General features: G+C 66.1%; 10 protein-coding genes. 7 read left to right on the forward strand and 3 right to left on the reverse strand.

Annotation, left to right across the window (positions count from 1 at the left end; all coding sequences use genetic code 11):
* Nucleotides 1-993 (reverse strand): alkaline phosphatase D family protein (locus tag AAF184_20715; GenBank protein MEO0424771.1); only part of this gene is annotated, 993 nt, incomplete at its 3' end.
* 354 nt (nt 994-1,347) lie between these two features.
* Here AAF184_20715 and AAF184_20720 point away from each other — a divergent pair.
* The 6 genes from AAF184_20720 to AAF184_20745 all read left to right on the forward strand — a co-directional run bounded on the left by AAF184_20720 (nt 1,348) and on the right by AAF184_20745 (nt 12,412).
* On the forward strand, nt 1,348-1,842 hold the full coding sequence (locus tag AAF184_20720; protein ID MEO0424772.1) for a hypothetical protein: 495 nt from the start codon (nt 1,348-1,350) through the stop codon (nt 1,840-1,842).
* A gap of 6 nt (nt 1,843-1,848) precedes the next feature.
* Complete coding sequence (locus AAF184_20725) at nt 1,849-2,880, forward strand: S1C family serine protease (protein ID MEO0424773.1); 1,032 nt, start codon at nt 1,849-1,851, stop codon at nt 2,878-2,880.
* Between the two features lie 181 nt (nt 2,881-3,061).
* A complete protein-coding gene (locus AAF184_20730) occupies nt 3,062-3,766 on the forward strand; it encodes a VPLPA-CTERM sorting domain-containing protein (GenBank protein MEO0424774.1) in 705 nt (234 codons plus the stop codon).
* Nucleotides 3,767-3,844: 78 nt separating this feature from the next.
* On the forward strand, nt 3,845-8,716 hold the full coding sequence (locus tag AAF184_20735; protein MEO0424775.1) for a choice-of-anchor J domain-containing protein: 4,872 nt from the start codon (nt 3,845-3,847) through the stop codon (nt 8,714-8,716).
* A gap of 160 nt (nt 8,717-8,876) precedes the next feature.
* Nucleotides 8,877-9,635 (forward strand): methyltransferase, encoded by a 759-nt coding sequence (locus AAF184_20740; protein ID MEO0424776.1) that lies wholly within the window; start codon nt 8,877-8,879, stop codon nt 9,633-9,635.
* Between the two features lie 89 nt (nt 9,636-9,724).
* Complete coding sequence (locus tag AAF184_20745) at nt 9,725-12,412, forward strand: TIR domain-containing protein (GenBank protein ID MEO0424777.1); 2,688 nt, start codon at nt 9,725-9,727, stop codon at nt 12,410-12,412.
* Between the two features lie 84 nt (nt 12,413-12,496).
* On the opposite strand, the gene AAF184_20750 is transcribed toward AAF184_20745, so the two are convergent.
* Both AAF184_20750 and AAF184_20755 read right to left on the reverse strand, forming a co-directional pair.
* Nucleotides 12,497-13,984, reverse strand: a complete 1,488-nt coding sequence (locus tag AAF184_20750) for a carotenoid oxygenase family protein (GenBank protein MEO0424778.1) — start codon at nt 13,982-13,984, stop codon at nt 12,497-12,499.
* Nucleotides 13,985-14,008: 24 nt separating this feature from the next.
* Nucleotides 14,009-14,437 carry a DUF2141 domain-containing protein gene (locus tag AAF184_20755; GenBank protein ID MEO0424779.1) on the reverse strand — a complete coding sequence of 143 codons (429 nt, stop codon included), beginning with the start codon at nt 14,435-14,437 and terminating at the stop codon, nt 14,009-14,011.
* A gap of 272 nt (nt 14,438-14,709) precedes the next feature.
* On the opposite strand from AAF184_20755, the gene AAF184_20760 reads away from it, so the two are divergent.
* Nucleotides 14,710-15,587 (forward strand): exopolyphosphatase (locus AAF184_20760; protein MEO0424780.1); only part of this gene is annotated, 878 nt, incomplete at its 3' end.

Genomic DNA, 15,587 nt, shown 5'->3' on the forward strand with positions numbered 1-15,587 from the left:
GTCCACCAGGTGCAGGGTGGCAAGGTCGCCGTACTGGAGGCGGCGGAAGATCTCCAGGCTGCCGTCCTGCGTCAGGCGCACCTTGGGCGAGAGGGGCATGGACTCGCGGTAGGCGCGGTAGGCGTTGCGGCGGCGTTGGGCGAAGTTCGGCGCGTCGGCGTCGTCCTCGGGCACGAGGCCGGCGTAGTTGTTGTCCACTTCGTGATCGTCCCAGGTCACGACGAAGGGGTAGGCGGCGTGGGCGTCCTGCAGGTGGGGGTCGAGGCGGTAGAGGGCGTAGCGGTTGCGGTAATCCGTGAGGCTGTACAGCTCGCCACCGAGGTGGCGGCGGGCGATGGGGGCGCGGGGATCGGCGGCGTCCTCGTAGATGTAGTCGCCCACGTGGAGGACGAAGTCGAGATCGTCGCGCGCCACCATGTCGCGGTAGGCGGCGAAGTAGCCGTCCTGGTAGTTCTGGCAGGACGCGAGGGCGAAGCGCAGGTGATCGACGCGCGTGCCTGGTGCCGGGAAGGTACGAGTACGCCCGACGCGGCTGTGTTCGCCGAGGGCGCTGAAACGGTAGTAGTACCAGCGGTCGGCGGCGAGACCGCTGACGGCCACGTTGATCGCGTGGCCGGCGCTCGGATGCGCGGTGGCGAGGCCTACGCTGATCACGTCGATCATCTCGGGATCGCTGGCCACTTCCCACAAGACGTCTACGGGGTTGTCGCCCATGCCGCCGCCGTCGAGGGGTTGGGGCGCGAGGCGCGTCCACAGGGTGAAGCCGTCGGCGTGGGGGTCGCCGGAGGCAACGCCCAGGGTGAACAAGCCCGATTGGCTGGTGCTTTGAGCGGACCAGCCGGAGCCCGACAGGCTCGGCAGGACCAAGGCGGAGCTCAACGCGCCGCCGAGGCTGCGCACGAAGGTGCGGCGAGCAGAGGAGACTGGGGTGCGGGCTTCGGTAGCGGGGCGGGCGTGGCGCGGTGCGCGCTTATCGTCCTGCGTGGGGGCCATGGGGGGTGGCGCCTGTTCTCCGTCGCGTTGAGCAATCCCGGCGTTCGGCGGCGCACATGAAACCGTCTGCGTGTTACTGGGAGTTAAAGGGTTTGTGAAGGATTCTTTAAGGTGCGCGTGAATGTGCGCTAGATCGGGTGCTATGGCCCCAGCAATCGTGTGCAGGAGCGCCGTGGCCGCGCGTGGTGGCGGATAGGAGACAAGGTCAACGGCAGGCGGCGCGGTAGGTCGGGCGTGCTCGAATCATGTCAAATGGACCTGGGTGACCCGCATTGCGCGGGTGGACATGGCGCCAGGGAACGGGTACTACACGGGCCGATGACGCCCATGCGCCTCATAGGGATGCCGAATGCCGTGAACATCGCCCGTACTCTTCTGTTGTGTCTCTCGAGTGTCGTCGCGTGCACCGTCGATGCGGCGGAGTCGCCCGCCGGCGGCGGTGTGCCGCTCACCTTCGACGAGCCCGCCGTGGAACTGGCGGAACTCATGGGCCAGTTGCAGCTCTACGCGCACAAGCTGACCCTGTCGGTAGACGCCCACAACGCGCCCCTCGCGCGCTTCTACCTGGAGGAGGCGACGCACCTCATGACCCAGATGCAGGCGCTCACGCCCGAGTACGAGGGCATCCCCGTCGCCCTGTACCTCGACCGCATGGGCCTACCGGCAGCTGACGCGCTAGCCGAGGCCTTGCCAGCGGAGGCGGTGGACGTGGCGTGGACGGCGATCGACCAGGCCACCGACGCCTTCATCGACGCCTGCAACCGCTGCCACGCCGCCAGCCAGCACGGGTTCATCCGCATCAAGCGCCACGCGGACAACCCCTTCCTCCAAGACTTCTCCCCGGAATGAGCCGTCATGCCCACGCCTAAGTTCGCCCTCGCCCTCGCTGCCATCGGCGTACCGTTCACCCACGCGGGCGCGGCCACCGTCGCCCTGGTCGAGAGCCTCGATGCGGTGCCGACGGACGCGCGCGAGGCCCGCGCTACGGCCTCGGCGCTCGGCGTGGTGGTGGAGGCGGACGGGTTCCTCGTCACCACCTACAAGCACCTGGTCGACCCCGCCACGGGGGCGCTGCGACCGGCTTTCCGGGTGACGGTGGACGTGGACGGCAACCCGCGCATGTACCGGGCGCGCATCATCGGCGTGGAGCCGACCCTCGATTTCGCGGTGCTCAAGGTGGACGACGCGGAGGGCCTGGTGCCGGCGGAGTTGGTTACCAAGAGTGGCCTCGAGGTGGGGCAGGCCATCTACGCCATGGGCGATGCGACGGCCAAGGAGGGCGAGCGGGTGCTCGGGCGCCTGATCTCCCTCAACAGCATCGAGTGTTACCAGGAGTCGCTGACCCAGGCGATGTTCGCCGCCGAGATGGTGGATCCCGACGCGGCGGTCGGCAGCCCCGTGTTCGACAAGTCGGGCCAGGTGATCGCCCTCTACACGGGCTACGAGCCGCCCCACGACCCGAACAACCCGGACGAGGCGCTGGACGATGAGTCCGAAGTCCACCTGCTGCCGGTGCACCTGATCAACAACATCTACGAGAGCCTGAAGTCGCGCAAGAGCCTTGCCTCGCCCTGGACCGGCTTCTCCGTGCGCGGCCTCAACGCCGAGGAGCAGGCGCGCTTCCCCGCGGTGGGTGGACGCTTCGCAGGGGGCATCGCCCTGGACTTCGTCTGGCCCGACAGCCCGGCCGCCGAGATGGGCCTGCTCGAGGGGGACATCCTGCTCCAGTTCGCCTATCACCCCACGCCGTCGCCGGCGGAGTTCCAGAAGTGGCTCTACATGTACGGGGTGGGGCACAAGGTGAAGATGTACGTGTTGCGCGGGGATCAGCCGCTCGCCTTCCAGTACACGATCGAACAGCGCCCCGAGTGGGCGTTGCCGAAGTGATCGCCTAATCGATCTATGACCCTGCTGCTATCGATAGCTTGCGCCGCTGACACCTCGCACCGACACGTGACGGTCTTCCAACTGACATATCACCGTCACGCAAGCCCAATACCCTTACCGCGGTTCTGATAGCGCAAAACAGTCCGGGACCCCACCCGGGCGTACGCGGGGGCAAACTGACGTGATCGATTCCAACCTGGTTCGCAGCCTGACGGCGGCGGCGTTGCTCTGCTCGGGCGTGACCGCTCAAGGCGGCTTCATCGACGCTCTCTCCAGCCTGACCCTCACCGACGTGACGACCAGCGGGTCGGCCACGATCGAGTTCGACGGCGCGTTCTACACGGGCGCCGCCATCGTCAACGACACGAGCGGCCTGGCCGATTTCGACTTCTTCTTCGGCGCCACGCCCGATTCGGCCCTCGCCACCTTCGGCGCTAACACGGCCTTCGCCAGCGCTGACGAGGACGGTAGCGACGCCACCGCGATCGTGGGCGATAGCGGCGACGCATTGGCCAGCGGCGCCGCCGAACTCGACTTTACCGTCGACGGCACGGGCGAGGTCACCCTCACCTTCGCGGCGATCCTGAGCGCGACCTTCGTCGATGCAGGCCCCGACGCCTACGCCCAGGCCTCGGCCGTCGTCTACGACGTGTTCGGCGGCCTCGAGGAGCTGTTCCTCTTCGCCGACGGCACGAGCGACGCCACCACCGCCATGCTCACCCTCACGTTGGATGTCGACGGCCTCGCCTTCGGCTTCCTCGGCATCGAAACCGGTGCCTTCGCCGACACGGGGGTCGCCGCCGTGGTGCCCTTGCCCGCTGCGGGGTGGCTTTTCCTCGGTGGACTGGCCGGCCTCACGGGCTTGCGCCGACGTCGCTGCGCCTGAGTGCACCGCGGAGCGCTCGCCAGCCAGGCGCGGCGCTCCGTACCGAATACCAAACGCCAAGCTAATAACGATCTTCGGGTGAACCTTCCCATGCTCAAGAAGAACGCTCTCGCCGCTCGCGTGCTGCTCGCAGCCGCAGCCGGCACGGTCGCCGCAGGCGCCTTCGCCTTCGAGACCACCAGCCCATCCTCCACGGTGGCGCCTTACCTCGAGACGCACCTGCCCAACGTGCTCCTCGAGTCCATCCTCACGGTCGATGACCTCGACATCCCCAAGACCGGCGGCGGCATGACCCGCCTGGTCGGCATTCCCGACGGCATCGGCGCCATCGACGGCGACGAGCTGGGGGAGCCCGGGTTCTTCTATCTCATCGTCAACCACGAGCTGAACTCTTCGCAGGGCATCGCCCGCGATCATGGCAATGGCGGAGCGTTCGTCTCCCTCTGGAAGGTGGACAAGAACACCTTCGAAGTGGTGGAAGGCGACGACCTCATCAAGCAGGTGTTCGACTGGGACGAAGGCTCCCAGAGCTTCAACCTGGCCTCCACCACCTTCAGCCGCTTCTGCTCTGCCGATCGCCCGGCACCTACGGCGCTCTTCAACAGCGCTACCGGCCTCGGCACCGCGGAGATTCTCTTCACCAACGGTGAGGAAGTGAGCGGCGGCCGCGGTTGGGCCCACGTGGTCACCGGCGCCGACGCCGGCAGCAGCTACCAGCTCGAGCACTTCGGCTTCCTGAACTTCGAGAACGTGCTCCTGAACCCGGCCGAGCAGGATCTCACCATCGGCGCCATGCTCGATGACGATGAGGACGGCGAAGTCTACTTCTACGTCGGCACCAAGCAGGACACGGGCAACGACGTGGAGAAGGCCGGCCTCGTCGGCGGCAACCTCTACTCGATCGCCGTGGTCGGCAAGCCCTACGAGCGCGACGACGACCTCGCCTCAGAGATCGGCGCTAGCGAGCCCTTCACCCTGAAGCTCATCGGCACCGACGGCGACCGCCCCTTCGACGGCGCCGACACGGAAGCCCGCGGCCGCGACACCATCATGCCGCCCGACCCCGCCCAGACCTTCGAGTCGTTGAAGTTCGGCGGCCCGGAAGACGGCGTGTGGGATCCCCGCCCCGGCTTTGAGAACAACTTCTACTTCGTGACCAAGGGCACGGAGTCGAACAACCTGATGGCCGTGACCCGCCTGTGGCAGGCCGAGTTCAACGACATCACCGACCCCACCGCGGGCGGCACCCTGCGCCTGCTCCTCGACGGCCCCGAGAACCGCCTCGGCAGCCTCGACAACATGGGCTTCACCACGGTGAACGGCGCGCCCAAGCTGTACATCCAGGAAGACCTCGGCAGCGAGAGCCGCCTCAGCAAGCTGTGGGAGTACGACATCACCGACGGCACGCTGGAAGAACTCGCCCAGCACGTGCCCAACATCTTCTTCGATGGCGGTGCGGACTTCCTCACCACTAACGAAGAGTCCTCCGGTGTGGTCAGCCTCGAGAGCATCCTCGGCCCGGGCTGGTTCGCGATCTCCATCCAGGTGCACACGAGCCGCGGCCTTTCCGACGCCGGTGAGCTGGTGGAGGGCGGTCAGCTGATCCTGATGAACATCGACGGCCGCAGCGCTGACCTGCAGCGTCGCCCCGTCGTACAGAACGGTGCACTCTGGGACTACCGCGTGGACGGTGTTGACCCGGGCGCTGACTGGACCGACGTCGGCTTCCTTGTGGACGGCGCCTGGAACGTGGACAACGGCGGCGTCGCTACCGGTCCCGTGCCCACCATGCTGGGCTACGGCGAGAGCGAGGGTCGCCTCGCCAGCGATCTCGTGCAACCGCCCGAGCCGCGTCCCGCCGCCAGCTACTTCCGCCACGAGTTCGACCTCGCCAACCCCGACGACGTCATCCTCTTCGACCTCTACATGAAGGTGGACGACGGCGCCGTGGTGTACATCAACGGCACGGAAGTGGCCCGCTACAACATGAACCTCGACCTGGTGGTGGGCAACGACACCTTCGCCTCCACCAACGAGAACTCCGAGCGCGACTGGAAGTCGATCCCCATCAACGGCGCTGACCTCAATTTGCTGCCGAGCGGTAACGTGGTCGCCGTATCCGTACACCAGGAGAACGCCGGCAGCTCGGACCTGCGCATGGACATGGAGCTGATCGCCTGGAACAAGTCGCCGGACGGCGGCGTGGCCCCGGCCCAGCCCACGGGCGTGGCGGTCGTGCTGCCCACGCAGACCTCCCTGACCCTGAACTGGGACGCGCAGAGCGACGCCAAGTTCTTCCGCCTCGAGCGCCAGGCCGCGGGTGATGCTGCCTGGGGCGTGATCGAGCAGGAGTACCCGGGCGCCTTCACCGCCTACCTCGACGATCAGGTGCAGTCCGGCGTGACCTACAACTACCGCCTGTGGGCCGTGAATCGCCACGGACGCAGCGCCCTGAGCGACGTCGCCAGCGGCACCACGGAGGTGTCCCTCACGCCGGTGATCTTCGAGGAAGACTTCGAAGTGCCCGACAGCTTCGGCCAGTTCACCGCCGTGGACGTGGCCGCGCCCGACCGCAACTACGAGTGGGTGCTCTGGGACTTCGGCTCCACCGGCGCCGTGCAGGGCAACAACTTCGGCGGCGACGGCCCCACGGAAGACTGGTTGATCACCACCAACCCGATCAACTTCCTGTTCTTCCGCGACGAGACCCTCGAGTACGACTCGCAGATCAGCTTCGACGGCCCCGCGCCGCTGGTGCAGTACTCCACGGACTACGATCCGCTGGTGAACGCCGACCCGAACGAAGCCACCTGGGTGGTGATCAACGAGGACACCAGCGACTTCGGTGATCTCACCAAGCTCGGTCCCTTCGACATCTCCGACATCCCCGACACCGCGTACCTCGCCTGGAAGTACACGGGCCTCGGCGGTGGCGGTGGCGAGTCCACCCGCGCCACCTTCGACGACATCATCGTCAAGGGCAACTGCGGCTTCGATTTCGAAGGCGAGGAGAACGCCGACATCGCCCTCGACCCCAACACACCGTGGGAAGTGGTCAACCTAAGCTCTGCGCTCGGTTGGATCTACGACACGCGTGATGACCGCCAGGCGGCGCTGAACAACAACTTCGGCTCCGACGCCGGCGGCGAGACGGGCGGTACCGCGGCCGATGACTACCTCATCAGCCCGCCGCTCAACGTGGCCGGCCCGCTCACGGCCGTCGACTTCCTCTACTACGAGTTCTTCGACGACACGCTGGAGCAGCCCCTCTCCGTGCTGGTGACGGACTTCTACACGGGCGATCCTGAGACCACCGCCTGGCAGGACATCACGCCCACGGGCCTGAACGGCGCCAGCGACGGAGCCTTCGTGCCGGTGGTGAGCCAGCCCTTCGCCCTCATCGGTGACAACGTGCGTGTGGCCTTCCGCTACCAGTCCGCGGGCAACGACGGCGGCACCACCAAGCGCATCGCCGTGGACGAGATCTGTGTGCAGGCCCTCGGTGGGGCCCTGGAAGCGGACTTCAGCTTCACCCGCAGCGGCGGCATCGTCGACTTCATTCCCATCGTGAGTGGCGGCACCCCGCCGTACGACTTCACCTGGGACTTCGGCGACGGCAACGGCTCCAACGCGGACGTGCCCACGCACGAGTACACCGCCGAGGGCCTCTACACGGTGACCATGACCGTGAGCGACCAGGACGGCACCACCCTCGTGGTGACCAAGCCTGACCTCATCGAGATCACGGACTTCACCATCCCCGAGCCCGCGCAGTTGCGCATCGCCAGCTACAACGTCTCGATGAACCGCCCGAGCGCCGGTGAGCTCGCCGAAGACCTCGCGGCTGGTGACGATCCGCAGATCTCCCTGGTGGCTGAGGCGATTCAGCGGGCCCGTCCGGAGATCGTGCTGCTGAACGAGTTCGACCACGTCTACGACGAGTTCGGCGAGTTCGACCGGACCGCCACCGTGCAGCAGATTCAGGACTTCCTGAACAACTACCTGGCGGTGTCCCAGGCGGCGGGCGTCGATCCCATCAGCTATCGCTACTTCTACGTAGCCCCCAACAACACCGGTGTGCAGTCAGGCTTCGACCTCGACAACGACGGCGTCGTGGGCGACGGCGGCGATGGCTTCGGCTTCGGCGACTTCCCGGGTCAGTTCTCCCAGGTCCTGCTCTCGCAGCACCGGATCCTCAACGGCTTCGCCCGCACCTTCCAGCTGTTCCGCTGGGTGGACATGCCGGGCGCGTTCCTGCCGCCGGACCCCAACGACACCGATGGCGATGGCGACCTGTCGAGCTTCTACACCTCGGAGGAGCTGGACATCTTCCGTCTCTCGTCCAAGTCGCACTGGGATATCCCCGTGCTCGTGGACGGCGTCGGCCTGGTGCATATCTTAGGCTCGCACCCGACGCCGCCGGTGTTCGACGACGGCACGGCTGAGACCTACCCCGACCCGAACGTCGCGGATTGGAACGGCCTGCGCAACCACGATGAGATCCGCTTCTGGAAGGACTACATCAACCCGCAGCTCGGCACCTACATCTACGACGACCGCGAATGGGAAGCGGCAGGCGGCAACCCGCCCGCCAACCCGCGCGGCGGTCTGCGTGGGCGCGCGCGCTTCGTGATCGTGGGTGACCAGAACGCCGATCCCGTTGATGGCGATGCCACCTTCAACCCGATCGATCTGCTGCTGTCGGATCCGCGGGTGGATACGTCGATCACGCCGGCCTCGCCGGGTGCCTTGGAGCAGGTGCCTGGGGACTTCAACCAGCGGGAGACGAAGACCGCCAGCTTCAACCTGCGGGCCGACTACGCCCTGCCGTCGGTGCTCGGTTGGGACATGGCGGGGGCTTGGGTGTTCTGGCCTGAGCTGTCGGATATCACCGCGGACTTGCTGGGGGCGTCGGATCACCGGATGGTGGTGATCGATATGGTGCGGTAGGCGCGCACCTGCACCTCGTGGTGTGACCAGAAGGGTCGCGGGCGCTGTCCGCGACCCTTTTTTTGTTCAGTGTATCGTTACCCACGTGCCGCGTAGCGCGCGGGCCGCCGATGCAGGCCGGCGCGTTCACCCAACTCCTTGAGAACCACTGGAAGTCGAGATGAAGAACACCCTATTAATCGCTCTGGCTGCGTGCGCCGCAGCCCTTCCCGCAGCTGCCCAGGAGGCGGATACCACCGCTGCCAAGGTCGAAGCCGCCCTCGAACTCCCCTACCGCACGGAGGCGGACCGCGATCGGGATCGCAATCGCCGCCCCGTCCAGGCCCTGACCGCCATGGGCCTGCGGGAGGACATGCGCGTGTTCGAATTCGGTCCCGGCAACGGCTGGTACACCAAGATCCTCGCCCCCGTACTCAAGGAGAAGGGCCACCTGAGCATCGGCTACGCCGAGCAGTGGCTGGCTAACCTCGACGAGCTCATGCAGGCGCCGGAGATGGAGAAGGTCGAGCGGATCAACCTCGCCATGCGGTGGGATGGGGAGCTGCGCGCCTTCCAATTCGACGGCATGGACTTCCAGTTCGGTGAGCTGGACATGTTCTTGAACATCCGCGAGTACCACAACCTGCACGGTGAGGAGCGCGCGGAGTTCAACAACGCGGCGTTCGCGGCGCTCAAGCCCGGCGGTCGCTACGTGGTGATCGATCACACGCGCCGCCACATGCAGGACGACTCGCCGGAGAACTGGCGCCGCGAAGACCCGGTGAAGGTGCTCGTGGAAGTGCAGCAGGCGGGCTTCGAGCTGGTCGAGCAGTTCGCCATGTTCTACCGCCTCGACGACACCCTCGAGTACGAGGTGGGGCGCCGATCGGTGGCGGGGAACACGGACCGGTTCTTCTTCGTCTTCCGCAAGCCCGAGTAAGCCACTTGCGGGGGCATTGGCCGATGCCCCCGGTCCGTGCGCGTCGCTTGTACACTGAAGGAGCCCGTGAGCCACCGCCCTAGGGGCAGATGGAAGCACCGAAGCACAATCAACGACCCGCCCCGTCAGGGAGTGAGGAAGACGATGCCTTCGTCTCCTACTCGCGCGTCGACGGCGCGTTCGTGCGCTCACTGCACGCGGGTCTCGAGGCGCGCGGTAGGCGGGTGTGGGTGGATTGGGATGACATCGCGCCCACCGAGAGCTGGGCGGATCGCATTCTCAAGAGCATCGACAATGCCCAGGTCTTCGTGTTCGTCATCTCCCCGGACTCGTTGCGTTCCACGGAGTGCATGCGGGAGTTGGAGCGTGCTGTGGCCGGCCACAAGCGGCTCATCCCCGTACTTCATCGAGATCCGGAAGACGGCCAAGAGGTGCCCGCGGCGCTCGCCGCTCTCAACTACGTGTTCGCGCGCGACGCGGGGGCGCTCGATGGGGTCTGTCAGTCGGTCTCGTGGGCGATCGACACTGACCCTGAGTGGTTGCGTGTACATACCCGGTGGTTGATGCGGGCGCGAGAGTGGGAGCACGCTGGCGAGGACGCAGCCCTCACCCTGCGTGGACGCGAACTCGACACCTACGAGGGATGGTCAGCGCAGGCAGCTGACCGCGATCCTACGCCGAGCAACCTGCAGCAGGCGTTCTTGCTAGCCAGTCGCCGCGCGGTTACCCGACGCGCGCGCACCGTGTTGACGGCAGTTGCCTTCGGTCTACTAGTTATCGGCGTACTGGGGACGCTTTCCTACGTGCGTACCCTCGAAAGCCGAAAACAGAGCACGATCGCCACGGCTCGTGGACTGATCAATGAAGTGGAGTCATTACGCACGGCTGACGATCGCCAGCTCGAGGTTGGAGATACGACCAGGACGCTGCGCGCGGCCGCCCGTGCGATGAGCCTGCTGGATTCGGTGGGCGAGCGCGCGGTGCAGGCGGATATGGCCCTTCGGGCCGCCTACCACGCCCTCCCCGAGTGGCACGATATCGACCTCGGCCGCCAGCGCGTCGACGCGGCTGCCTTCAGTCCCGGGGGCAGTCATCTCATCGTGGCGAGTGGGCGCCGGGAACTCAGTGTGTGGGATACGGCCGAGCGACGCCGCACCCAGCGCTGCCCGTTGATGCTGGGGTCGATGGAGAGCGTGCGCCAGGTGGCTATCAGCTATGATGGGCGAATCCTGGTGTCTGCGCGCTACGATGCCGGCGGGGAGACCGGTGGCACGTCGCTCATCGTACGCTCGGCCACCGGTTGCGAGATCTTGGGGCGTCAGCGGTTTGCGGATCATCCAGAGCGTGTGCGCGTGTCGACGCAAGGGGATCTGATCACCTATCGCACCTCAGCACTACACGTGCTGCATCTGACTCCCGCTGGACTCGAGCTCGCCTCCGCGCCGGGAGGTTGGATTCCTCGCAGCGCATCGCCTTCCCCGGACGGCGAACGCTACGCGGTGGTCGAGCGCCAGAAGGGGGTCAAAGGTGCTTGGCTAAGGGTGCGTAGCGCGGCTACCCATGAGGTGCAATCTGAGTACCCGCTGGCTTCGTCCACGTCTTCGGTCTTTTGGCCTTCGAGCGAGCATGTTGCCGTACAGTTGTTCGATGATCTCTTGCTGCTGCGGGCTAACCCCCTGCGTCTAGTCGTCGTGCTGGACGTGGCGTTGCAAGACAAGGCGGCCATCTCGCCGCAGGTCGATCGCCTCCTGACGGTGGGGGCGATGGACGGGGTGATGAAGATTCGATCCCTGGCGCCACTCACCACCGTCGCCCGCGTCCCCGGGGTGGATGCTGCTGCCGTGGGCTTTGCTGCCGACGGCGCAGAGGTGGCCTATGTGGATAAGACGCGTCGCCGCCTACGCTTCTGGCGCTTCGGCGCACGGGAAGCCATGTTCGCGCCACCATTGCGGGCCAACGCTGAGGACATCGCGTTCGTGGCCGACGGCCGTGGAGGGCACCGTCTGCTGGTGCGCACGCCTGCCGACGTACGAGCGTGGGAGATGCCGCAGCAGGTGACCGCGAACGACCCGTTCGCCAAGACGGAGGGGCGGGTCGTCGATGCCGATCGGCTTGACCGGTGGGACCTGGCGCGCGGCGGTGAGCGGCGGCAGCCCGCCACCAGCGCCGATGAGGTGTTGCTCGTCCACCGCGGCAACGGTGAGCGGCGGCGAGTGGCGGTTGATGGTCAGGTGATCGCAGCGCGCGTGGACGCTGCCGGCACGCGGCTGGCGGTGATCATCGCGAGGGCTAGCACCAGGGGTGGGTCCGAGCGGCGCCTCGACATCCTGCATGCCGTCGAGGGCCACAGGCTCATGACGGCACCGCTGACCACCGTGCTCAATGGCTTCGCTGAGGGATATCTGGAGTTGACCGGTGCCGATCAACTGGCCGTCGTGCTCGATGGCGGTAGTACGGCACGCCTGCTGCGGCTCGACGATCTGCGGGAAGTTGCTCGCGTTTTCCACCCTGGGTTGCGTGAGGTTGTCGCGCTCGAGGATGGCAGGTTTGTGGCCACCTACGGTACTGATGAACTGGTGCGCATCTGGGATGTGGGGAGGAACCAGGAGGTCGCCCGCATCAGCTCTCCATTGCCCCTGCGGCACATGGCGCTGAGTGCGGACGGCCGTTGGCTCGGCGCTGTCGATGAGGGCGGTCGCGCCGTGCTATGGCCGTTGTGGCCCCGGGATCTGATCGCGTTGGCCTGTGATGCCCTGGGCAGTGCCTCGTGCCCATGATGTGACGCCGGGTGCTGTGCGGGCAGGGGCGGGGACGGCAGCGCCACAAGGGTCGACCGCAGCGCAGCGTCCCCCTTTTCCCACTCAAGCGGTACGCGGCGTGAAGCAGCCGTGAAAGCCTAGCGGTAGTATTCGGTCCATGCTGGCGAGCGCCACGGGCCCCTCCGCGAGGCGTGCCGCGTCCAACACGTACACGCCCGAACGGCGTTTGTCCAAGTCGAGGAAGGTGCCGATCAACCACCCCTCGCCAATCCCGCCCTGCGGCACGAAGAGGGGCTCCTCCACGATCCGCCGCTCGCCGAACACGAATCGTTCGACCTCACCGGTCCGCGGCATCACCCGAATCACTGCGTTGGAGAAGGTGGGGTGGGACGCGTCGCCATGCCCCACGCCGAACACTGGCGACGCGCCATCGGTGGCACGGCCGTCCGTGACCGGAAACTCCATGAGTTCGCTAGCAGAATCGACACGTAGCCGACCGTCACGCGTCGAGGCACGGACCGTCGCCATCGAGGCCCGCGCGAACGCCGGGTACGAAGGGAGGGCGTTCTCCGAGCGCTCGAGCAGTGCGAACATGCCGCTGTGCATGACGCTCGCATCGTCGTAGAGGCAAAGGCGCATCACCACGTCCGATCCTTCCTGCCAGGCGTCCGCGCAGTGGAACGCAAATCCCGGGGGCGCCTCGAACCACTGCTGCTGGGACAGATCGTCCTTGTCGACCACCAGCACCCGGCTGCCGAGGTCCGGTGTCCAGCGGAAGCTGTCGACGAAGGTGTTACCACCGTGCTCGAACACATGCGGGCCGAGATAGAACATCAGGTACCGGTCGCTCATCGCGAAGCTGTGCAGGTAGCCCGGTATCTGGGTCGTGATGGGTTGCGCGTCGATCACCGTGCCGTCGCCGCTGATGCGGTAGACGAAGAGCGTGCCAGACTTGCCCGCGTAGGGGGCGCTGCCGACGTTCCACAGGGTGCCGTCACGTTCGCGCAGGGGGTGGGCCGAGAACGGCATGTGCTGGAGCTCGTCGCTCCAGTCCTTGCGCCCGAGGGTCTCCAGGGAGTCCGGATCCAGGCGGTAGGCGGATCCGCCCTCCCAAAGGGCGAGCAGTTCATCGTCCCACGGCAACAGGGCGGTGTTGGCGACGTTCCCCGAATCGTTGTTACGCGAACCGATCGCCTGTGCTAGCTCTGTGCCGGCAGCGTTGTAGAGGAAGCGCCCGGCCGCCTGCTCCTCCTGATACTTCGGCGTTTGGATGAAGCGGCCGTCGTGGACGATCGACTCGGCGCCGATGCGAAAGCGCTGGAGCATGCCGTCGCCGTCGAACCAGTGGCGGTAGCGCACGCCCGCGCGTTCGAGCCGTGCTGGCCCGTTGCGGTAGAGGGCGCCGCCTTGGAGCGCTGCGGGCAGACGTCCGGAGACTGTCAGCGCCTTGGGCGCGAAGGCATCCTGGCTCACGCCCTGCCAACCGAGAGACCAGTGTGCCGGTGCCGTGGAGGTGCCCTCGCCGCCGCGCGCGAGCAGGGGCATGCTCGCCAGCGCGAGCCCGCCTTGAATGAAGGTACGTCGGTGCATGTCGATAGACTCCGAAGCGGCCACTTACCGCAGCTTGATGGTGATGCTGTTCGTGCCGTCCTCTGCGATCTCGAAGGCGGCGGCTTCGAAGGGCGGGGGGCCGAAGCGGCCGCCGTTGTTGCTGAAGCCATACCCTTCCTTAGGCAGGCCCATCATGTTCGAGTCCAACTCACCGTTGCCGTTGGCGTCGTGGTAAAGCCTGATGGCGTAGTTGCCTGCGGGGAGATCGTCGAACGTCGTATGCAACTCGTTGCTCTCGACCGGTAGGCGTACGGCTCGCACGGGCTGCCCGCCGTTATCGAAGGCCTCCGCCGAATCGAACATGGCCAGCATGATGTAGCCCTCGGGTTCGTCGATTGACGTCACGCGCACATCCAGCGAAGCGGCGTGGGCGGCTGTGCCCATGAGGGCGGAGAGCGCTAGCAAGGGCAGGCAGGTGGCAGTGTGTCGCATCGGTCGGCTCCTTGAGTGTGAGTGAACGTAGGGATCAAGTTAGCCGAGCGCTTGGCTTCGAACATGTGCCGAAAGTCATGATGTCGTTCGGGTTCCGTGGCGGGGTGCCGAGTCCGAGGGCGCGCCAGTCGATCGGCGCCTGGGTGGTTCAACTCGCACGGCGGGCGCCGCGGCAGCAGCCCAGGGAAATCGACCGCCGGTTACCGCGTGGTAAACCTTTTCTCCCTCGTGCCGATAACGGTTATTGGACCGGCATATGCGAGGCGAGTAGCGTGATTGAACTGGAAGGCAAGTACAGACTAGTAACCCGTAGCGATTTCGACGGCCTAGTCTGTGCGGTGTTGCTCAAAGAACTGGATCTGATCGACGACATCAAGTTTGTGCACCCCAAGGACATGCAGGACGGGGCGATTGAGATTACCGACCGGGACATCACTACCAACCTCCCTTATGTCGAGGGGGTGGGCCTGGCCTTCGACCATCACGCGAGCGAGGGACTTCGCAACGACGTGCGTGAAAACCACATCATCGAGGTGGAGACGCCGTCTGCCGCCCGGGTGGTCTACAACTACTTCGGCGGCGCCGAGCGCTTCCCCCGCGCCTGGGACGACATGATGGTGGCCGTGGACAAGGCGGACGCGGCCCAGTTCAGCCGCGAGGAGATCCTGCACCCCACCGATTGGGTGATGCTCAACTACCTGATGGATCCCCGCACGGGCCTTGGCCGTTTTCGGGATTTCAGGATCTCGAACTACAACCTAATGATGGAGTTGATCGACTACTGCAAGAGCCACACGATCGATGAAATCATGGAGTTGCCCGACGTGGTGGAGCGCGTGGAGCTCTACCACGAGCAGCAGGAACTCTTCGAAGCCCAGGTGAGGGCCTGCGCGGAAGTGCACGATGAGCTGATCATCCTGAATCTGAAGGACCAGGACGTGATCCACGCGGGCAATCGTTTCATGGTCTACGCCATGTATCCGCAGTGCAATCTGTCCATCCACCACATGTGGGGCTTCCGCCAGCAGAACACCGTGTTTGCCATGGGCAAGTCGATTTTGGATCGCAGCTCAAAGGTGCACGTGGGTGAGCTCATGCTCTCCTACGGCGGCGGCGGTCATGCGAACGCGGGCACCTGTCAGGTGGCGAA

It is taken from the genome of Pseudomonadota bacterium, from assembly GCA_039815145.1.
Classification (GTDB): Bacteria; Pseudomonadota; Gammaproteobacteria; order Steroidobacterales; family JBCBZW01; genus JBCBZW01.